This window comes from Chryseobacterium culicis (assembly GCF_002979755.1).
Lineage (GTDB): Bacteria > Bacteroidota > Bacteroidia > Flavobacteriales > Weeksellaceae > Chryseobacterium > Chryseobacterium culicis_A.
The window spans coordinates 586,379-606,693 of the sequence record NZ_PCPP01000001.1; the positions used below are offsets into that span (position 1 = coordinate 586,379).

At 35.7% G+C, this 20,315-nt stretch carries 19 protein-coding genes; 18 read left to right on the forward strand and 1 reads right to left on the reverse strand.

Features of this window, described 5'->3' with window-relative positions; all coding sequences use genetic code 11:
• Positions 1–750: 750 nt before the first annotated feature.
• The 8 genes from kduI to CQ022_RS02770 all read left to right on the forward strand — a co-directional run bounded on the left by kduI (position 751) and on the right by CQ022_RS02770 (position 10,366).
• Positions 751–1,587 (forward strand): 5-dehydro-4-deoxy-D-glucuronate isomerase, encoded by an 837-nt coding sequence (gene kduI, locus CQ022_RS02735; protein ID WP_105682463.1) that lies wholly within the window; start codon positions 751–753, stop codon positions 1,585–1,587.
• Between the two features lie 8 nt (positions 1,588–1,595).
• On the forward strand, positions 1,596–2,378 hold the full coding sequence (locus CQ022_RS02740; RefSeq protein WP_105682462.1) for a gluconate 5-dehydrogenase: 783 nt from the start codon (positions 1,596–1,598) through the stop codon (positions 2,376–2,378).
• A gap of 18 nt (positions 2,379–2,396) precedes the next feature.
• Positions 2,397–3,794: a glucuronate isomerase gene (gene uxaC, locus CQ022_RS02745; protein WP_105682461.1), complete on the forward strand. Its 1,398-nt coding sequence runs from the start codon at positions 2,397–2,399 to the stop codon at positions 3,792–3,794.
• A 9-nt stretch (positions 3,795–3,803) separates the two neighbouring features.
• Positions 3,804–4,808, forward strand: a complete 1,005-nt coding sequence (locus CQ022_RS02750; protein WP_165791651.1) for a sugar kinase — start codon at positions 3,804–3,806, stop codon at positions 4,806–4,808.
• Between the two features lie 2 nt (positions 4,809–4,810).
• Positions 4,811–5,479, forward strand: a complete 669-nt coding sequence (locus CQ022_RS02755; protein WP_105682460.1) for a bifunctional 4-hydroxy-2-oxoglutarate aldolase/2-dehydro-3-deoxy-phosphogluconate aldolase — start codon at positions 4,811–4,813, stop codon at positions 5,477–5,479.
• 227 nt (positions 5,480–5,706) lie between these two features.
• Positions 5,707–7,233, forward strand: coding sequence for an MFS transporter (locus CQ022_RS02760; RefSeq protein WP_105682459.1), 1,527 nt, complete (start codon positions 5,707–5,709; stop codon positions 7,231–7,233).
• Positions 7,234–7,283: 50 nt separating this feature from the next.
• Positions 7,284–8,747: a tagaturonate reductase gene (locus CQ022_RS02765; protein ID WP_105682458.1), complete on the forward strand. Its 1,464-nt coding sequence runs from the start codon at positions 7,284–7,286 to the stop codon at positions 8,745–8,747.
• Between the two features lie 5 nt (positions 8,748–8,752).
• Complete coding sequence (locus CQ022_RS02770; RefSeq protein ID WP_105682457.1) at positions 8,753–10,366, forward strand: UxaA family hydrolase; 1,614 nt, start codon at positions 8,753–8,755, stop codon at positions 10,364–10,366.
• Positions 10,367–10,668: 302 nt separating this feature from the next.
• On the opposite strand, the gene CQ022_RS02775 is transcribed toward CQ022_RS02770, so the two are convergent.
• Positions 10,669–11,697 carry a LacI family DNA-binding transcriptional regulator gene (locus CQ022_RS02775; RefSeq protein ID WP_105682456.1) on the reverse strand — a complete coding sequence of 343 codons (1,029 nt, stop codon included), beginning with the start codon at positions 11,695–11,697 and terminating at the stop codon, positions 10,669–10,671.
• Between the two features lie 488 nt (positions 11,698–12,185).
• Between CQ022_RS02775 and CQ022_RS02780 the strand changes: the two genes are divergently transcribed.
• The 10 genes from CQ022_RS02780 to CQ022_RS02825 all read left to right on the forward strand — a co-directional run bounded on the left by CQ022_RS02780 (position 12,186) and on the right by CQ022_RS02825 (position 20,311).
• Positions 12,186–12,845: a MarR family winged helix-turn-helix transcriptional regulator gene (locus CQ022_RS02780; RefSeq protein WP_105682455.1), complete on the forward strand. Its 660-nt coding sequence runs from the start codon at positions 12,186–12,188 to the stop codon at positions 12,843–12,845.
• 40 nt (positions 12,846–12,885) lie between these two features.
• Positions 12,886–14,376 (forward strand): phytoene desaturase family protein, encoded by a 1,491-nt coding sequence (locus CQ022_RS02785; protein ID WP_105682454.1) that lies wholly within the window; start codon positions 12,886–12,888, stop codon positions 14,374–14,376.
• A 1-nt stretch (position 14,377) separates the two neighbouring features.
• Positions 14,378–15,214 (forward strand): phytoene/squalene synthase family protein, encoded by an 837-nt coding sequence (locus tag CQ022_RS02790; protein WP_105682453.1) that lies wholly within the window; start codon positions 14,378–14,380, stop codon positions 15,212–15,214.
• Positions 15,215–15,274: 60 nt separating this feature from the next.
• The gene (locus tag CQ022_RS02795; RefSeq protein ID WP_105682452.1) at positions 15,275–15,742 is read left to right on the forward strand and encodes an SRPBCC family protein; all 468 of its coding nucleotides are present in this window, start codon (positions 15,275–15,277) and stop codon (positions 15,740–15,742) included.
• A gap of 1 nt (position 15,743) precedes the next feature.
• Positions 15,744–16,196 (forward strand): sterol desaturase family protein, encoded by a 453-nt coding sequence (locus CQ022_RS02800; RefSeq protein WP_105682789.1) that lies wholly within the window; start codon positions 15,744–15,746, stop codon positions 16,194–16,196.
• The gene (locus tag CQ022_RS02805) at positions 16,193–16,882 is read left to right on the forward strand and encodes a lycopene cyclase domain-containing protein (RefSeq protein ID WP_105682451.1); all 690 of its coding nucleotides are present in this window, start codon (positions 16,193–16,195) and stop codon (positions 16,880–16,882) included. Before CQ022_RS02800 ends, CQ022_RS02805 begins: the two co-directional genes overlap by 4 nt.
• On the forward strand, positions 16,872–17,420 hold the full coding sequence (locus tag CQ022_RS02810; protein WP_105682450.1) for a lipocalin family protein: 549 nt from the start codon (positions 16,872–16,874) through the stop codon (positions 17,418–17,420). The genes CQ022_RS02805 and CQ022_RS02810 overlap by 11 nt, the downstream gene beginning before the upstream one ends.
• A 27-nt stretch (positions 17,421–17,447) precedes the next feature.
• On the forward strand, positions 17,448–18,038 hold the full coding sequence (gene ribA, locus CQ022_RS02815) for a GTP cyclohydrolase II (protein ID WP_105682449.1): 591 nt from the start codon (positions 17,448–17,450) through the stop codon (positions 18,036–18,038).
• A gap of 128 nt (positions 18,039–18,166) precedes the next feature.
• On the forward strand, positions 18,167–18,466 hold the full coding sequence (locus tag CQ022_RS02820; RefSeq protein WP_105682448.1) for a hypothetical protein: 300 nt from the start codon (positions 18,167–18,169) through the stop codon (positions 18,464–18,466).
• 369 nt (positions 18,467–18,835) lie between these two features.
• Complete coding sequence (locus tag CQ022_RS02825) at positions 18,836–20,311, forward strand: response regulator (RefSeq protein ID WP_105682447.1); 1,476 nt, start codon at positions 18,836–18,838, stop codon at positions 20,309–20,311.
• Positions 20,312–20,315 lie beyond the last annotated feature (4 nt).

Sequence of the window (20,315 nt, forward strand, 5' to 3'; positions counted from 1 at the left end):
AATCGATTGCGTAATTTTTTATAAAACATTATTCTGGCTCCTAAACTAATATTATTTTTCAATATGCAAAGAAAAAAATGTTATTTTTTTATTAATTTGATGGTTTAAATGAAAAAAAACTATTCAATTCGGGAGATTGGTATTGTATTAAAACACTGTAAATCAATATAATATTTATTTTTTTTGAATGTTATGTTACTAAGCATAAATCTTTCAGTTTTTTAATGTTTTAAGATTTAGAAAACTTAAAAATAACTTAAAATTCATGTGTTTTTGCATCAAAAAAATCCCTGAATTATTATCTTGGAACAAAATTTTGTAATATTTTCTGATTTTTGTCATCTTTTTTCACAGGATTTTGTATCTGTATTTTATTGTTTTTAATAATATATCATAATGTATATAGTATGTTTTGTTAAAGTGTTTAATTTTTATCAATTTAATATCTTGTAATTATCGTTTTATTTTGGCATGATTTTATATTTTTGAAGGTTATTGGTTCTGTTTTTGGTTAATTTTTTCCGAATGAAAAGTTTTTATTTCAATCAAAACAAGCATTGTTTTTAATTTTATATATTTGAAAATCAATCACTTTGAAAATTAAATTAATTTTTTGTTAACTAATTAAAGAATAATTCTATATTTATCCCACAAGTATTTCTGCCAATTTTAGTGTAATTTTATGCAATCGATTACATTTAATTTAACTGGTTTGAGAAAACCGCAAAAAAGAAAAGTAAAAATAGGAGTATGATACAGTCAGAATTTCGTTACGCCCATCATCCGGAAGATGTTAAAAAGTATACTACAGAAGATCTTAGGAGTGAGTTTCTGATCAATGATTTATTCAATGAGGATAAGATAAAACTTGTCTATTCTATGTATGACAGGTTTATTGTAGGAGGGGTAATGCCTTCGTCAAAAGCTTTGAAACTGGAGCCTACCGATGATCTGAAAGCAGAAAACTTTCTGGACAGAAGAGAGCTGGGAATCATCAACGTAGGAGGTGCCGGGAAAGTGACGGTAGATGGGAATGTATACGAGCTTGGAAACAAGGAAGCTCTATACATCGGAAAAGGGACTAAAGAAGTAATCTTTGAAAAGACAGATGAAGGACAACCTTATTTCTACATCAATTCAGCACCGGCACACCATGCATTTCCCACAAAAAAAATCACGAAAAATGAAGCAGAAATTGTGGAATTGGGTGAGGAAAAATATGCGAATAAGCGTACTATCAACAAACTGATTGTGAATTCTGTTGTAGAAACCTGCCAGCTTCAGATGGGAATGACGGAACTACACCCCGGAAGTGTATGGAATACAATGCCGGCCCATACTCATGCCAGAAGAATGGAAGCTTATTTCTATTTTGACCTCGAAGAAGGGCAGACGGTAAGCCATTTTATGGGACAGCCTAACGAAACCCGTCACCTGTTCATGAAGAACAGGCAGGCAGTATTGTCTCCCGAATGGTCTATTCACTCTGGGGTAGGAACTTCCCATTATACTTTTATCTGGGGTATGGCCGGAGAAAATATGGACTACGGTGATATGGACGGTATTAAAACAAACGAACTAAAGTAATTTTCCCAATGAATTTATTTGATTTATCCGGTAAGGTAGCTGTCGTTACCGGCGGTACTCACGGATTAGGAATGGCAATGGCAGAAGGCCTTGCTGCTGCTGGTGCCGAACTGGCAATCACCAGTACAACGCCATCAAAACTGGAAGAAGCATTGAATTACTACCACGAAAAAGGGTATAAAGCAACAGGCTATATTTTTGATGTGACGGATGAACTGGAAGCTGCCCAAAAAGTAGCGTTAATGGAAGCCACCCATGGAAAAATAGATATCCTTGTCAACAATGCAGGAATTATCAAACGTATTCCGGCTATTGATATGGAAGTGGAAGACTTTAGAAAAGTAATAGATGTGGATCTTACCGGACCTTTTATCATGTCGAAATTAATCGGGAAGTATATGATCAGAAGGAAATCCGGGAAGATCATCAACATCTGCTCAATGATGAGCGAACTAGGACGTGATAATGTAGTGGCTTATGCTTCAGCAAAAGGCGGCCTTAAAATGCTTACCAAAAACTTAGCAACAGAATGGGCAAAACACAATATTCAGGTGAATGGAATAGGTCCCGGATATTTTGCTACTTCCCAGACAGAGCCCATCCGTGTGGATGGAAATCCTTTCAATGATTTTATCATCAGCAGAACTCCGGAAGGAAGATGGGGAAATCCGGAAGACCTTGCAGGAACAGCTATTTTCCTTGCTTCTGACGCAAGCAGATTCATCAACGGACAGATTATTTACGTTGACGGAGGAATTCTTGCCACCATTGGAAAACCTGCTAATGAATAACTACAGATTAGACAAAAAATGAAACCTTTTATAACAGATCAATTTTTATTACAAAATAAATACGCTGAAGAACTTTACTTCAGATTTGCAGAAAAGCAGCCGATCATCGATTATCATAATCATTTGACTCCTAAAGATATTGCAGAAGACACTGTTTTTGATAATATCTCCAAAGTATGGATTGCCGGCGACCATTACAAATGGAGAGCCATGCGTACCATGGGAGTGAATGAAAAATTCATCACGGGAGATTCTACTGACAAGGAGAAATTCGAGGCATGGGCAAAAACAGTTCCGTATACTTTGAGAAATCCTTTGTATCACTGGACTCATCTGGAATTAAAGAGATATTTCGGAATTGATGAACTGTTGAATGAAGATAATGCATCGGAGATCTATGAAAACATCACTGCCCAGCTTCAAACGCCTGAAAAATCTACCAGAGGTCTTTTGAAAATGATGAATGTGGAATCTCTATGTACGACAGAAGATCCTACAGATATTTTGAATTACCATCAGGATCTGGCGAAAAGCGATTTCAGTATCAAAGTAAGTACGGCGTTCCGTCCGGATAAAGCCATTTTGATTGAAAATCACAATTTTGCAGATTATATGGTAAAACTGGGAGCATCAGCAGGTATTGAGATTAATTCTTATCAGACTTTGTGTGATGCTTTGCTTAAAAGAATTGAGTATTTCCACGAAAACGGATGCAGACTCTGTGATCATGGCTTAAATAATATTTCTTTTGAAGAAGCTTCAGAAGCTGAAGTGAATACTATTTTCAATGATAAATTAGCCGGAAAAGTGATTGCCGAAAAGCAGGTGAACCAATTCAAAACAGCCATTTTATTATTCTTAGGGGAGGCTTATCACCAACACGGATGGGTTCAGCAGTTCCATTTGGGAGCTTTGAGAAATAATAATGAAAGAATGCACAGAATTCTAGGACCGGATACCGGCTGGGATTCCATAGGAGACTTTGTGCAGGCGGAAACGTTGTCCCGATTTTTGAACACTTTAGACGGAAAAGATAAACTGACAAAAACCATTTTATACAATTTAAACCCTGCTGATAACGAAATTTTCGCGACAATGATCGGGAATTTCAATGATGGAAGCATCAAAGGAAAAGTACAGTTTGGTTCAGGATGGTGGTTTCTCGACCAGAAAGACGGGATGATCAAACAAATGAATGCCCTTTCCAATATGGGATTGATTAGCTGCTTTGTAGGAATGTTGACAGATTCCAGAAGTTTCCTTTCTTATCCAAGACATGAATATTTCAGAAGAGTATTGTGTAATCTTTTCGGAGAAGAAATGAAGAATGGAGAACTGCCGGATGACATTGAACTGATTGGGAAAACTATTTCAGATATCTGTTATCATAACGCAAAAAACTATTTTGATTTTTAATTGAATATCATGAGCAAAATAGTCACATTCGGTGAAGTCATTATGAGGCTTTCTCCACCCGGAAACAGAACCATGAAACAAAGTCATGAAATGGAGTTCTTTTTTGGAGGAACAGAGTTGAATGTCGCTGCTTCATTGGCAACAATGGGTTGTGAAGTACAACATATCAGCTGTGTGTCCGATGATTTTGTCGGAGAATCTGCGGTTTCTTTCATTCAGAGTTTTGGTATTGATACCACTTTTATCAACAAGAACGAACATCCTCTGGGACTGTATTTTCTTGAAGTAGGATCATCAGTTCGTGCCAGCAGAATTGCTTACAACAGGCTGAATGGTTCCTTTGCCAATATTCAACCTGAAAAAATAGCTTGGAAAGAAGCACTTGAAGAATGTCAATACTTCCACTGGACAGGGATTAGTCCTGGTATTTCGGAATCAGCCTATGAAGCTTTAAAAGAGGGATTGAAAACCGCTCAGAACATGGGAATTGAAGTGACAGCCGATCCAGCTTATCGTTCAAATCTCTGGAAATATGGTGAAAAAGGACATGAAATACTGAAAGAACTGGTTTCTTATTCCACCATTTTTATCGGAGGAGTAAACGAAATCAATGAAATTCTCGAAACTCAGTTTTCCTCAGACAAAGAAGGTTTTATTGAAGCCTGTAAAGAATTAAAACAACAGGTTCCTTCCGTTCAAAGGATTTTTGATAAAGTAAGAATTGGGGTCACAGCCAGCACTCAGCAAACTCAGGGAAGAGCGTGGGTAGATGAAACCTATTTTGAAACCGATCTTCTGGAAATCAATCCTGTCGTTGACAGAATCGGAACAGGAGATGCTTTTGCTGCAGGGTTGATCTATGGTTTAAAGAATTTTGATGACGAAAAAGCGTTGAGTTTTGCCAATGCAGCCTGTGCGATTAAACATACTATTCCGGGAGATATTAACTATTCAAGTGTAGAAGACATCCTGGAAGTGATGAACGGAAATTCAGGAGGAAGAATAAAAAGATAATTATGGCCAGATTTAATAGAATAGAAGTAGCCTTAATGGCAAAGCAGACAGGGATTGTACCAGTGTTTTATCATGCAGATCTGGACGTTTGCAAGAAAATTGTAAAAGCTTGTTTTGATGGTGGTGCCCGTGTTTTTGAATTTACCAACAGAGGAGATTTTGCCCACGAAGTTTTTGCTGAGCTGTTGAAATACACTGCCAAAGAGATCCCTGAAATCATCCTTGGAATTGGATCTGTTCTTGATCCGGCAACTGCTTCATTATATATTCAGAATGGAACGAACTTTATCGTAGCTCCCATTTTAAATCCTGAAGTGGCAAAAGTTTGTAACCGGAGAAAAATTGCATGGATGCCTGGCTGTGGTTCAGTTTCTGAAATTTCTTATGCCGAAGAACTGGGAGCTGAAATTGTGAAAATATTCCCGGCAACACAGGTGGGAGGTCCGGAATTTATCAAAGCGGTAAAAGGCCCGATGCCATGGTCAAACATTATGCCTACAGGTGGAGTAATTCCCACAAAAGAAAATATTACCGAATGGATTTCTGCAGGAGCCTATTGTGTAGGATTAGGCTCCCAGCTGTTTGTAAAAAATGAGGAAGGAGAATATGATTATGAAAAGATTACAGAAGCAGTAGCTCATTCGATTCAGGTTATTAATGAATTAAGATAACGAGATCCTTATATTTTGTTTAAACCAGTAAGAAAATTAAAAACTAAGTAAAAACTTTCATGAGGCAATCATTGCATTGTAACTCAAGTTAATTGTTTTTAATTCTATAATTAAATAATAATGGTTTAAAAAATTAATTGATTCTGTGCTAGAATAGCATGGAAAGGATAGTTTTTGTCTTGTTCTGTTGTTAAAATCAATAAAAATCAATACTATTAACGATTGATATGAAAAAAGAAATATCTCCGAAACCGAGTACCTTCAGATGGACGATCTGCCTGCTCCTTTTTATTGCAACAACCATTAATTATATGGATCGGCAGGTACTGTCTCTCACCTGGAAAGATTTCATCGCCCCGGAATTTCACTGGAACAATAATGATTACGGAAATATCACTGCATTATTTTCTATTTTCTACGCAATAAGTATGCTTTTTGCCGGAAAATTTGTAGACTGGATGGATACCAAAAAAGGATTTCTTTGGGCTATCGGAATATGGTCTGTAGGAGCAGTACTTCATGCTTTCTGCGGAATTGCTACTTCAGGGGTTTTGACAGGAAGCTGGTGGGTAGGTTTTGAAGAATCCAAAGAGATTATCGGAAGGGTAGATAATGTGGGAGCTATTATCAGTACCAGCGTGACATTGTTCATTTTTGCCCGTTTCGTTCTGGCTGTTGGGGAAGCAGGTAATTTTCCTGCTGCAATAAAAACCACTGCAGAGTATTTTCCCAAGAAAGACAGAGCGCTGGCAACTAGTATATTTAATGCGGGAGCGACGGTTGGAGCCTTAGCGGCACCGGTTACCATTCCGTTTATTGCAAAATCGATGGGCTGGGAATGGGCATTTATCATTATCGGAGCATTAGGTTTTCTATGGATGGGCCTTTGGGTATTCTATTACAAAAAGCCACACGAACATCATAAGGTTAATGAGCGTGAGCTTATCTATATTCAGCAGGACCAGGATGATCTGCCATCGGAAAATGCGTTGCTGCCGGAAAAGAAATTCTCTTTCAGGGAATGTTTCAGTCACAGACAGACCTGGGCTTTTGCCTTTGGAAAGTTTATGACAGATGGAATCTGGTGGTTTTTCCTGTTCTGGACACCGGCTTATTTAAGTTCTGTTTACAAAATGGATTCTACACAGAGTGCATTTCCCCTATTCGTTCTTTATATGATTACTTTATTGTCAATTATCGGAGGATGGCTTCCAAAATACTTTGTGGAGAAAAAAGGCATGGATGCTTATTCCGGAAGGATGAAAGCGATGTTGATCTTCGCATTCTTCCCTCTGCTGGCTTTGTTGGCACAACCATTAGGTTCTGTTTCCTATTGGATTCCGGTTCTGATTATCGGAATTGCGGGAGCAGCACATCAGGCATGGTCTGCCAATATTTTCTCTACGGTGGGCGATATGTTTCCTAAAAAAGCCATCGCAACCATTACCGGAATCGGAGGAATGGCTGGTGGAATCGGTTCATTTTTAATTAACAAATCTTCTGGAGTTCTGTTTGATCATGCTCATAAAGTATGGACTACCGTGGATGGAATGCCTTTACTGGAAAAATATCCTCAATATCTCAATGAACGTCTGCCCGAAAATTTTGTTCATGATCTGGAAAAATCCGGAGCTATTATTTCCGATGGAATTGATAAAGGATACATGATTATCTTTTCCGTATGTGCAGTGGCTTACCTGATTGCCTGGAGTGTCATGAAGACTTTGGTTCCGAAATACAAAGTAATTAAGTAGAAATAAAAAACTATCAAATTTAAAGATAGTTTCATTCAAATTAGAAAAAAATGGAAAATCAGATAAAACAAAAACTAAATCGTGAATTCTATAATTCCCCGGGAAAACTTCCTATTAAAATAGTACAGTTTGGAGGCGGTAATTTCATGAGAGGATTTACAGATTATATTATAGATCAGTTAAATAAAAAGACAGATTTCAACGCGGGAATTGTGAATGTTCAACCTACACCGGGAGGTTCTGTTCACAAGCTTGAAGAGCAGGATAATCTGTACACTCTTTTTACGAGAGGAATAAAAAAAGGTGAAATTATTGATGAAAAACAGGTGATTTCTTCCATTCAGAAGTCCATCAATCCCTATACAAATTATAATGAATTCCTTGCACTGGCAAAAGAAGAAGAGTTGGAATTTGTTTTTTCCAATACTACAGAAACAGGAATTGCGTATGACGAAACTGAAGATCAGTATTCCGGACCGCACAAAAACTTTCCGGCGAAAGTGACGGTTTTACTATATGAAAGATTTAAACATTTCAAAGGAGCACCAGAAAAAGGATTAAGAATTATTCCTTGTGAACTCATTGAAGATAATGCCTTTGTCTTAAAAGATATCATTATTCAATATGCCAGATTATGGAATTTAAAAGAAGATTTTGTGCAATGGATTGAACAATGTAATTATTTTCACAATACATTGGTAGACAGGATTGTTCCGGGATATCCTAAAGATGATGCAGAATCCTACGAAGACCAGTTGGATTATGAAGACCAGATGATGGTTGTTTCCGAAGTATTTTTACTTTTTGTCATTCAGGATGCTAAAAATCTGAAAGAGAGAATTCCCTTTGATCAGATCAACGAACAGATTCTGGTAGTGGATGATATTCAGCCTTACCGTCTTAGAAAAGTAAGAATATTGAACGGCGGACATTCTTTAATGCTGGCACCAGCACTATTATCAGGAAAAGAAACAGTAAAAGAATCCATTGACAATCCATTTATCGGGAAGTTTTTACGTGACGCAGTTTTCGATGAAGTCAACCCAACCTTAGGATTGGATGAGAACGAGTTGAAAGATTTTTCGGAAGAAGTGTTTGACAGATTCAGAAATCCTTTTATCAAGCATTATCTGGCAAGTATCGCCTTGTATTTTGTTTCTAAATTTAAAGTAAGAATCCTTCCGAGTTTATTGGGGTATGTAGAAATTAATCAGAAGCTGCCACTTAATTTAACTTTCTCTCTGGCAAGTTTAATAAGATTCTACCAGGGAAATTTTAATGAGGCAGCCCTTCCGTTGAATGATGAAGAGGCAATTATCAACCGATTCAAAGATATCTGGACAACAAACGATTATGAAAAGGTAGCAGCACTGGCACTAAGTGAAATTGCTTTCTGGGATACTGATCTTACCCACGTTAAAGGCTTGAAAGAGGCGGTGGCAAAAGCATTATGGGAAATTGACCATAATGATGTTGAAACGGCCTATCATAATTTTGTTCAATTCTATTCTTAAAAATCATGCAAAAGAAAGTACTGAAGGTAAATCCTGATGATAATGTAGCAGTTGCACTCATTGATCTGACAAAGGGTGAGCATGTTATATTAGGTGATCTTACCTATGTGATTGCAAAAGATACAAAAGCCAAACATAAATTTGTTACAGAAAATCTTTCGATAGGAGATTCTATTATTATGTATGGGGTTTTGGTGGGAAAAGCCAGTCAGCCCATCCAAAAAGGAGAGGTGATTACCACCGAAAATGTAAAACATCAGAGCGCAAAAGTAGAAGGCAAAACAGAAACCACTTCCTGGACGGCTCCCAATGTAGATCAGTGGAAAGACAGAACTTTCATAGGCTATCACAGGGAAGACGGGCAGGTGGGAACAGAAAATGTATGGCTGTTTTTTCCTTTGGTTTTTTGTGAAAACAGAAATGTAGAGATTTTAAAAGAGGTTTTTGAAAAAGAACTTTTATTTGAAAAAGTCACAAAACATCAGCTATTGCTGAGATCTCTGATCAATAATTCAGAGGAAGAAATTGTATCTGAAGAAGATCAGGACTCCAGAGTTTTTAAAAATATTGACGTTAAATTTATAACCCATCAGGGTGGTTGCGGTGGAATTCGTCAGGATGCGGAAGCATTGGGGCGTTTATTGGCAGGCTATGTTAACAATCCAAATGTGGCTGGAGCAACTGTTTTGAGCCTGGGATGTCAGAATTTGCAGGTTCAGATTTTTAAAGATGCCCTTGAAAAGATCAGCCCCAACAATAAAAAACCGATTATCGTTTATGAACAGCAAAAATCGGGAACAGTGGATGAAATGCTGAGCGGGATCATTAAGGATTCCTATGAAGCCATTAAAAAAGCCAATGAAATCCAAAGAAAACCGGCATCTCTTTCAAAGCTTGTATTAGGATTGGAATGTGGTGGTTCAGATGGTTTTTCAGGAATTTCTGCCAATCCGGTTTTAGGACGGTTATCAGATGTAATGGCAGGAATCGGAGGTGCTACTATTCTTTCGGAATTCCCGGAATTATGTGGAGTAGAGCAGGAACTGGTAAACCGCTGTGTAAACGAAAAAGATGCAGAAAGATTTTTACAGTTAATGAAAGACTTTGAAAAATCAGTCGTTGCTGCAGGATCTGGCTTTGATATGAATCCGTCACCGGGGAATATTAAAGATGGATTGATCACTGATGCCATGAAATCTGCAGGAGCGGCTAAAAAAGGAGGCTCATCTCCCATTAATGACGTCCTTGATTTCACCGAATATATTCAGAAACCCGGATTGAACTTACTATGTACTCCCGGAAACGATGTAGAATGCACCACTGCTTTGGTAGGTTCAGGCTCTAATGTTGTTTTGTTTACAACAGGTCTTGGAACTCCTACTGGAAATCCTGTCGTTCCTGTGGTAAAAATATCGTCCAACACTTCTCTTTCTGAGAGAATGCCGGATATTATTGATTTTAATACAGGCGATGTCATCACCGGAGAAAAAACGATCGATGAAAAAGCTGAAGAACTGTTGGAGTTTATTATTAAAATAGCCAGTGGAGAAGTAAAGACCAAAGCTGCCATTTTAAACCAAAATGATTTTATCCCCTGGAGAAGAGGGGTGAGTTTGTAAAATGTTTTTTGACTATAAATATTAATTAGGGATGAAAATGCTTTCTACTTTGTAGGAGGCATTTTCTTTTTATAATAATGAAATATCCGAAAGGGGAATATTTAGAGAAGTGAACATTTCTTATTAGCAAAATTATCAAAAAAACCGTAAAACTTTGCTTCAATAGAAACGGGCTAAAGCCCGTTTAATAAAAAGAAATACGATCATTGGATTTAGCCAAAACTTATAATTAGATTCGTCCTTTCTCAGAATGACAAACAGGTTTTTGATGACTTCCGTAGCGTAGTAATCTCAAGAAAAAACTATTTTTTCTTTGACGACTTCCTGATATAAAGTTGTGGCGTAAGCACCACTTTTTTCTCAATAGAAACTCCGGAACCATTTTCTTTTACGCTTTCTAAAAATACCTGTCCTGCCATTTTCCCCATCAATACAGGAGTCTGATCCACCGAACTGATCGGAAGCTCCATAAACTGAGTGAACGGTTCGTTGGAAAAACCGATAATGGCAACTTCCTCAGGAATTTTTATTTTTCTCTTTTTTAATTCCTGACAGGCACCTAAAGCGGCAAAGTCACTGGAAGAGAATATAGCATCAGGAACAGATTTTTTACCCCAAAGTTTTTTGATAGCTTCCATACCTTCATCAATGGAACTACCTGTAAGAATGATATTATCTTCTTTTATAGGAAGGTTATGATCAATTAAGGCTTGTTTATAACCATTAAGACGGTTTTGGTAAATTTCAAGATTAAGGTCTCCTGCAAAATGGCAGATATTTTTATAACCTTCTTTGATCAGTTGTTCTGTTGCCATGTATCCCCCGCGATAATCATCAATAGTCACTGTGCTGACCCCTGAAATATCCTTTTTACGGTCAAAAAAGATAATCGGTGTATTGGATGTATCCAGAATATTCACAATGTGGGCAATATCCGTTGTCGTTTTAGATACGGACATGAAAATACCGTCAACCTGGGCATTCAGCAACGTGTTAAGCTGTCTTTTTTCAATATTGACATCTTCATGGCTTTGGCAGATAATCACATGATAACCGAGTGGAGAAAGCTCTTCCTCAATTCCTCGGATCACTGACGAGAAAAAGTTGGTATTGATGTACGGAACAATGATCCCTACATTTTTGGTTTCACCACTTTTTAAGGCTTTAGCAAGATTATTTTGCTTATAGTTCATTTCTTTAGCCGTTTTACGAACCAACTCTTTGGTTGCTACGCTTATTCTTGGGTGGTCATTCAATGCTCTCGAAACAGTTGCCACACTTACGTTGAGCTTATTGGAAATGTCATAAATAGTGGCATTTTTTTTATTCATACCTTTTTTTCTGAGCGTTTTTTAAGATGCCTGAATAAACAGACGTTATTGACGTAAATTTAATCAAATTATAGCTATTTAAAAGTAAAATGACTGTGTTTTCAATTATTAATGAAGATATTAATTAAATAATTTGTTTTGAATCCCCTTAAATTACTGTTTTTATATCAATTACCTCTTTGGAAGGCACGAAAAACTTTAAATTAAGAAGATAATAAAGGTATCTGGTAGGTTACACATTTTACGATAAATCACAATCGTTTGTCTTTATGATCATTCCGTCATCAACAAACAATTTATAAAAATCATTTTGGTTTATTAATTTACTATTTAATACTTTTCTTATTACTATTTATTTAAAGATCATATTGATTTTCTACCTCTTTTTAAGCACGTTTATTTGTCATTTCGGTTTATTATCAAATAAAAATAAAATAAAAGTATATTTATATTCTAAAATTAGTACATTTGTGTACTAAATGTTTTATATGAATTTTGATCTTATAAAATCGGTTATAGAACTTGTTCAGCAATTCATGAAACAAAATGAGGGTAAATCCTTATATAACAATGACCTTAAAGGGTTCACAAAATGGATCAATATATCCTATAAAGATGGTTTTGAGTCTCAAGACCCTGATTGGATAGGAAAAGAATTTGGACGAAGTTCTGATAGTGTTATCACTACTTTATTGATAAGAATGAATAGATATGCAAAATCCTATTCACGCTCTGTAATTAGCAATTCAGCTTTTTCAAGTCAGGATGATTTCATATATCTTATAAACCTTAAGGTATTGGGAACCATGTCAAAAATGGAACTCATCAGATGCAATCTTCATGAAAAATCTTCGGGTATACTTATCATTAACCGTTTACTTCGTAATGGCTGGGCTGCACAGACCGTTGTTCAAAAAGACAAAAGAAAAAAAGTGATTCAAATAACAGAGAAAGGACTGGCTGTATTAGCTAATAGTATGGACGAGATCCGTATGGCTTCAAAGGTGGTGGCAGGAAACCTTACTCATCCTGAACAGATGTTGCTCATTGCTATACTTTCTAAACTGGATGAATTTCATCATTCTTTTTACCGGATGAATCTCGAATCAAGAGATCTTTTGGATCTTGCGTATAAAAAACTGAATTGAATAAATCGTAAAAAGTGTTGAATAAAACGACTCAATAACAATGAATGCCGATAATATAAGAAAGAAAATTGCGATAATAGGTTCTGGATTTTCCGGGCTTTCTGCAGCTGCGTATGCTGCAAAGTCAGGACATGAAGTACATGTATTTGAAAAGCATCATCAGCCGGGAGGGCGTGCAAGGCAATTTAAAACAGAGGAAGGATTTGTTTTTGATATGGGGCCCAGCTGGTACTGGATGCCTGATATTATCGAAGGCTTTTTCAATGACTTTGGTTATAAGGCATCTGATTTCTTTACACTGGTTTCTTTAGACCCGCAGTTTGAAATGGTTTTTGCAGAAGAAAAAGTTTCAATACCTGAAAACAATGATGAAATCCGGAATTTATTTGAAAAAATAGAGCCGGGAGCGGGTAATAGGTATGATCAATTTATGAAATCAGCTCAGTTTAAATATGAGGTAGGAATGAAAGATTTTGTAACAAAACCTTGTTATAACTGGTTTGAATTTGCTTCTTTAAAAATAGCAGGCAGCGCAATGAAGCTTAATCTTTTGAGTGATTTCAGGAAATATGTTTCGGGCTATTTTTCTGATTCAAAACTCAGATCGCTAATGGAATTTCCGGTTATCTTTCTTGGTGCTTCTCCGCAAAATATTCCTGCTCTGTATAGTCTCATGAATTATGGAGGGTATGTTTTGGGAACAAAGTATCCAATGGGAGGGTTTTATCAGCTGGTTGTCGCCATGAAAGAAGTGGCAGAGAAACAAGGGGTAACTTTTCATTTTAGCCGTGAAGTACAGAAAATAAATACAGAAAAAGGAAAAGTAGTTTCAATCACAATAGACGGCGAAAATTATGAATTTGACACCATAATTGCTTCATCAGATTATCATCATACAGAAACATTACTACCTAAATCACTCAGAAACTACAAGGAAGAATATTGGAAAACCAGAACCTTTGCGCCCTCGTGCCTTATTTATTATCTTGGAATCAAGGGAAGAATCCCGCATTTAAAACATCATACCCTTTTTTTTGAAAATGAACTTGACAATCATATAGATTGTATTTATAAAAATAAGAAATGGCCTTCTAAACCACTTTTTTATACTTGCTGTCCTTCAAAAACAGATCCGGATGTTGCCCCGGAAGGCTGTGAGAATCTTTTTCTGTTGCTGCCTCTTGCACCTGGAATACATGATGAAGAAGCTGTAAGGGAAAAATACCTTATAAAAATGCTTGATAGAATTGAGAAACACACAGGAGAAAGTCATCTTGTTTCAAGAATTGAGTATAAAAAAAGTTATTGTGTAAGTGATTTTATTTCAGACTATAATGCTTATCAGGGTAATGCTTATGGATTGTCTAACACTTTGTCACAAACAGCTGTCCTGAAACCTAAAATCAAAAATAAAAAAATCAAAAACCTTTTTTATACAGGGCAGCTAACTGTTCCGGGACCGGGTGTTCCTCCTTCGATAATTTCAGGGAAAATAGTAGCAACTGAAGTCAGTAAACTAAAAATAAAATAATATGAAAAAATTGTTTGATGAATTGTCTTACGAAGTCAGTAAGTACACGACACAAAAATACAGCACCAGTTTTTCATTGGGGATACTGGCATTGAAGCCTTCCATCAGACCTGCTGTTTACGCTGTTTATGGTTATGTACGCCTGGCGGATGAAATTGTAGACAGCTTTCATGGTTATGATAAAGAAAAGCTTTTGAATAGATTAAAAACAGAAACCTATGAGGCACTGGAAGATGGTATATCACTCAATCCCATTTTACAATCATTTCAGGAAACAGTACGTCAGTATAATATTGATATACAATTGATCAGTATGTTTTTGCGCAGTATGGAGATGGATCTTCAAACCATTGATTATAACTCGGAATTATATAAAGAATACATTTATGGGTCTGCTGAAGTGGTAGGTCTTATGTGTCTGCAGATATTTACTGAAGGTAATAAACAGCAATATGAAAAGCTGAAACCCTACGCTATGAAACTGGGATCTGCTTTTCAGAAAGTTAATTTTTTGAGAGATCTCAAAGATGACTTTCAGATTCTGGGCAGAACCTATTTCCCGTCTATGAATATGTCAGTATTTGATAATACACTAAAAGCGCGTATTGAAAAAGAGATTGAAGAAGAGTTTAAAGAAGCATTATTGGGAATTAAAAAATTACCGAGCTCGTCTATTTTCGGAGTTTATCTGGCATACAGATACTACTTGTCGCTGTTTGAAAAAATAAAAAAAACAAGTTCTCAAAAAATGTTGCAGCAAAGGATAAGAATTGCAAACTCAAAAAAACTGTTGGTAGCATTCAAGAGTTATATACGTTACAAATCTGCTTATTTCTAATACTTAAATTGTAGTGAGTGATTAATTTTTAAGGTTGTAGAACTATTCAAAAAAGAATCAATAATGTACAGATTATACAGAGAGCAACAGCTTAATTGCAATATTGAGGCAGCGTGGAAATTTTTTTCATCTCCTTATAACTTATCTGAAATAACCCCTAAACGTATGAATTTTGTGGTTCTTTCAGAAATTAATGATGAACCTATCTTCGAAGGAATGGAGATTGATTACACAGTTTCTCCCGTATTGGGAATTCCGATGAAGTGGAAAACAGTGATCAGTCAGGTAGAAAGCCATAAAAGCTTCACTGATTTTCAAAAAGAAGGTCCCTATAAATACTGGAATCATTTTCATGAATTTATTCCCAACGGTTCCGGAGTACTTATGAAAGATACTGTGGATTATGAACTCCCAATGGGGATTTTAGGTAAAATAGCCCATCAGTTATTTGTAAAAGAAAAGCTCAGAAGTATTTTTGATTTCAGATACAGGGTGCTCAATGATTTTTTTAACGATAAACATAATTAAAATGAATATTCTGATCGTTTTGGGAGTATTTATTTCAATGGAAGGAGCAACATGGCTGATCCATCGGTATATTATGCACGGCTTTCTGTGGTTCCTGCACCGGGATCATCATGATCATAGCAATGATGGCAAGCTTGAAAGGAATGATTGGTTCTTTTTCATTTTTGCCAGCCCGGCTATTGCTTTATTATATCTGGGAGTAAAACAGGAATTCAGTTATTGGTTTTTTATCGGTCTGGGAATAAGTCTTTACGGAATGGCTTATTTCTTTGTTCATGATATTTTTATTCATCAAAGAGCAAAAGTTTTTACCAAAACAAATAATCCGTACTTACTTGCAATAAGACGAGCACATAAACAACATCATAAATATTTGGGAAAAGAAGATGGAGAATGTTTTGGATTTCTATGGGTTCCTGTAAAATATTTTAAAATGTATTTCAATAAAAAATGATGAACTATACTTATTTACTGATTAATTTTTTCACTGTCATTATCTGCTTTTTGGCTTCTTTTGACAGGAGGATACAATTCAATAAGCTTTTCGGAAAATTTTTGTTGTCATCCACTATTGTAGCCATTCCATTTATTCTCTGGGATATATGGTTTACGAGAAAAGGAGTATGGTGGTTTGATCTTCATTATACCCTTGGGATTAAAATTGCAGAACTTCCCATTGAAGAATGGTTGTTTTTTTACTGTATTCCATTTGCCTGTGTTTTTACTTACTACTGTCTGGAAAAGTTTTTTAAGATGGAGTGGGTGAGTGTTTTTAATAATCTTATTGTTTTTACAGCAGTTATTGTTCTGAGTGTGGCAGGGCTTCTTTATTATGAGAAAATATATACTTTATTAACAGTAGTGGTAACAATACTCACGCTTTGCTATCTGCATTTTATCGCTAAAAAAGATTGGATAGCCAAGGCTAGTTTTGTATATCTGATTCTGATGCCGGGCTTTTTTGCAGTAAATGGAATCCTGACAGGGTCTTTAATTCCTTCGCCGGTTGTTAACTATAATCCTGATGAATTTTTAGGAATAAGAATGGGAACAATTCCTATTGAGGATGCTGTTTATGGATACACTCAGTTTTTATTAAATATTTATTTCTTTAAAAAAATAACTAAAAATGAAAAATAAAATAATTTTTGTCTTGTTAATGAGCTTCGGATTATTAAATATTCTGACCTCATGTTTTTCAATGCCTGAAAAAGCTCAGCCAGTCAATCAGTTTGATGTCAACAGGTATTTAGGAACATGGTATGAAATAGCAAGATTTGATTATCGGTTTGAAAAAGATCTTGATAATGCGATGGCTCAGTACAGTCTTAATGAGGACGGAAGCGTAAATGTAATGAACAGTGGATATAATTTTAAAAAGAACAAATGGGTTTCAGTAAATGGTAAGGCTAAATTTAGAGGAGAAAAAAATATCGCAGCTTTGAAAGTGAGTTTTTTCTGGCCTTTTTATGCCGGATATAACGTAGTTGCACTTGAGGATTATAAATATGCATTGGTTGCCGGAAAAAATTTAGACTATCTGTGGATTCTTTCCCGCGAAAAAAATATTCCTGAAAATATCAAACAACGTTTCATCAACAAGGCTCAGGAGATCGGCTACGATACCTCAAAGCTTATCTGGGTGAAACAGGATAAAGAAAGTCCGTTTGACAAATAGATGATCAATTAATTTTAAATTAAACTTATGCTTAAAATACAGGCACAATCAAAAATCCCTACAGATTATGGATTATTCACGATGTATGCATTTTCAGAAAATGAAGAAAACTGGAGCCCTCATTTGGTTTTAGTGGCGGATAATACTGATTTTAATAAGGTAGTCAATGTCCGTTTTCACTCAGAATGTATTACAGGAGAAATTTTTCACTCCAAAAAATGTGAATGTGGACAACAGTTGGATACTGCTATGAAATATATATCAAATAATGGAGGAGTAATTATCTATCTGCGTCAGGAAGGAAGAAATATCGGAATCATTAACAAACTGAGGGCTTATGAGCTTCAGGAACAGGGCTGGGATACCGTTGAAGCTAATTTAAAACTGGGGTTCCCTGCAGATGGAAGAAACTTTGATATTGCAGTTGAAATGTTGGGTATCTTAAATATAAAAGAGATCAATTTATTAACGAATAATCCCGATAAAATCAAAGCTGTAGAGAATAGCGATATCATTCTCAACAGCAGAATTCCTTTGGAAATTGATTCTAATGAAGTGAATGAAAGCTATCTCGTTAAGAAAAAGAACTATTTCGGGCATCTCTTTGAAAAAATATAGCAGGCTTAATACCTGTAAAACAGGGATCTATATATTTAAGGATTTCTTTTAAGATTTTTTTAACAGAATAATTCTTCTTTAGGCATAATGATTGTTTATTTATATACCAATTACTAAAATATTATATTATGAACAATTCAGATTACAACAAAGCGGAAAATGCAGTAGACCAAACAAAAAATTCTTTAAAAAATGCAGCTGATGAAGCAAAATGGAAGATCAGCGACTTAGCAGATAAAGCTAAAGATTATATCAATGAAAAAAGAGATAATGATCAGGAAGCTACTCAGGAAGACTGGCTGGATCGAGTAAAATCAAATGTTTCTGATGCTTGGGAAGATATTAAAGATAAGGCCGATGAAGCATGGGAAAAGACAAAAGATGCCGCTGAAGATGTAAAAGCAGAATGGAAAAAGAAAACCAATTAAAGTTAGTTTAATAGATGACCAGAATTTTTAAAGTTCTGGTCATTTTTATCATCACGAACGAATTTTAGTTTACTAATATTCTATATGGTTGATTTTATATAGATAATGTTCATATCAGAATGAATAGAGAATGTTTTCATCGATATTCATCTGGTATATTGTTTTTTACAAGGTATTTTTTTTCTGAAATTTTGAACGTTTTTCTTAAAATAGGATCAACAATCCCAATCCCTGTGCAAGGGATTTTTTTTGATGTAAAATGTGGTATGGAATTCTTAAGGATTATCCTTTAAAAATTACTGCTTTTCGAAATATTGTGAGTATTTTTGAAGCTAAAGTATCCGTAACTAATTATTGATTTTAATTTGTATGATTTTAATTGTTGATGACAACCAAAGTAACCTTTATTCACTTCAAAAATTACTTGAATCTAAGGATTTTCAGGTAGAAACGGCCGGCTCTGGTGAAGAGGCTCTTGGTAAAGCACTGAAGAATGACTATGCCTTAATTATTTTAGATGTTCAGATGCCGGATATGGATGGCTTTGAAGTTGCGGAAACACTTGCAGATTACAGCAAAACTAAAGATGTTCCTATTATATTTTTATCCGCTGTCAATACAGATAAAAAATTTATAACCCAGGGCTACGCTTCGGGGGGTAAAGATTATGTAACCAAGCCGGTAGATCCTGAAATTCTTCTGCTTAAAGTAAAAACATTCTATAATCTTCAGGAGAAGAATCTTGAGATGAAAAAAACACAGCAGAATCTTGAGCTTGAAGTGAAAGGAAGACGCGAATCTCAGGTTACCATGAAATCTCAGATCGATCATTTTCACCTGATGCTAGAGTCACTTCCTCAGATTGCATTTACCCTTAATGAAGACGGAATCGTTGATTTTGTTAATGGTAAATGGTACCAGTATTCTGAAGAGGAACAGGTTTTTCCTGAGACACATCCTGATGATCATGATATCATAGAAGAATTGCAGCGATGTAGAAAAAAAGGAAAAGCTCTTGAATTAGAGATCAGAATTAAAAATATAGTTTCAGGTAATTACCGTTATCATTTGCTGAGAATAACTCCGGTATATGATGAAAATCGTATCAAAAACTGGGTAGGAACTTTTACTGATATTGATGATCAGAAAAAAGTAGAAAAGGAAAAAGATGAATTTTTAAGCATCGCAAGCCATGAATTAAAAACTCCTTTAACCAGTATTAAAGCATACGTTCAGCTATTGGAAAGAAAGCTGAAATTAGATAAAGAAAGTCCGGAAGCAGGATTTGTTACAAAAGTTCAGGGGCAGATTGAAAAGTTAAATACCCTTATCACCGATCTTCTGGATGTATCGAAAATTGAAAATGGAAAACTGAAGATTAATAAAAAGCCCGTTAATCTTGAAAGTGTAATCAGTAATGCGGTCGAAACAATATTACAGACCCATGATGAACGGGAGGTAAGAATTGATCGTCACGGAACAAAACCAGACATTTTAATTCCATTGGATGAGATCCGTATCGAGCAGGTACTGATTAACTTTCTGACGAATGCTATTAAATATTCCCCGAAGAATAACCAGGTGATTGTGACCACCTTTGTAGATGATGAAGCCCAGGAAGTAAGAGTAAATGTGACTGATTTTGGGATTGGAATCCCCGATTTTAAACAGGATGCAGTATTCAAAAAATTCTATCGTGTAGAAGAGTCTTCATTGCAGTTCCAGGGAATGGGAATCGGCCTGTTTATATGCGCTGAAATCATTAAGCAGCATCATGGAAATGTTGGCGTTTCAAGTATTGTAGATGAGGGGTCTACATTTTATTTTACCCTACCTTTAAATTAATTTT

Coding starts and splice junctions, on each gene's coding strand:
- CQ022_RS02765 (WP_105682458.1), top strand. CDS start 7,284: ATGGAAAATCAGATAAAACAAAAACTAAATCGTGAATTCTATAATTCC.
- CQ022_RS02805 (WP_105682451.1), top strand. CDS start 16,193: ATGATGAACTATACTTATTTACTGATTAATTTTTTCACTGTCATTATC.
- uxaC (WP_105682461.1), top strand. CDS start 2,397: ATGAAACCTTTTATAACAGATCAATTTTTATTACAAAATAAATACGCT.
- CQ022_RS02820 (WP_105682448.1), top strand. CDS start 18,167: ATGAACAATTCAGATTACAACAAAGCGGAAAATGCAGTAGACCAAACA.
- CQ022_RS02800 (WP_105682789.1), top strand. CDS start 15,744: ATGAATATTCTGATCGTTTTGGGAGTATTTATTTCAATGGAAGGAGCA.
- CQ022_RS02770 (WP_105682457.1), top strand. CDS start 8,753: ATGCAAAAGAAAGTACTGAAGGTAAATCCTGATGATAATGTAGCAGTT.
- CQ022_RS02810 (WP_105682450.1), top strand. CDS start 16,872: ATGAAAAATAAAATAATTTTTGTCTTGTTAATGAGCTTCGGATTATTA.
- kduI (WP_105682463.1), top strand. CDS start 751: ATGATACAGTCAGAATTTCGTTACGCCCATCATCCGGAAGATGTTAAA.
- CQ022_RS02825 (WP_105682447.1), top strand. CDS start 18,836: ATGATTTTAATTGTTGATGACAACCAAAGTAACCTTTATTCACTTCAA.
- ribA (WP_105682449.1), top strand. CDS start 17,448: ATGCTTAAAATACAGGCACAATCAAAAATCCCTACAGATTATGGATTA.
- CQ022_RS02760 (WP_105682459.1), top strand. CDS start 5,707: ATGAAAAAAGAAATATCTCCGAAACCGAGTACCTTCAGATGGACGATC.
- CQ022_RS02755 (WP_105682460.1), top strand. CDS start 4,811: ATGGCCAGATTTAATAGAATAGAAGTAGCCTTAATGGCAAAGCAGACA.
- CQ022_RS02790 (WP_105682453.1), top strand. CDS start 14,378: ATGAAAAAATTGTTTGATGAATTGTCTTACGAAGTCAGTAAGTACACG.
- CQ022_RS02740 (WP_105682462.1), top strand. CDS start 1,596: ATGAATTTATTTGATTTATCCGGTAAGGTAGCTGTCGTTACCGGCGGT.
- CQ022_RS02780 (WP_105682455.1), top strand. CDS start 12,186: ATGAATTTTGATCTTATAAAATCGGTTATAGAACTTGTTCAGCAATTC.
- CQ022_RS02775 (WP_105682456.1), bottom strand. CDS start 11,697: ATGAATAAAAAAAATGCCACTATTTATGACATTTCCAATAAGCTCAAC.
- CQ022_RS02750 (WP_165791651.1), top strand. CDS start 3,804: ATGAGCAAAATAGTCACATTCGGTGAAGTCATTATGAGGCTTTCTCCA.
- CQ022_RS02785 (WP_105682454.1), top strand. CDS start 12,886: ATGAATGCCGATAATATAAGAAAGAAAATTGCGATAATAGGTTCTGGA.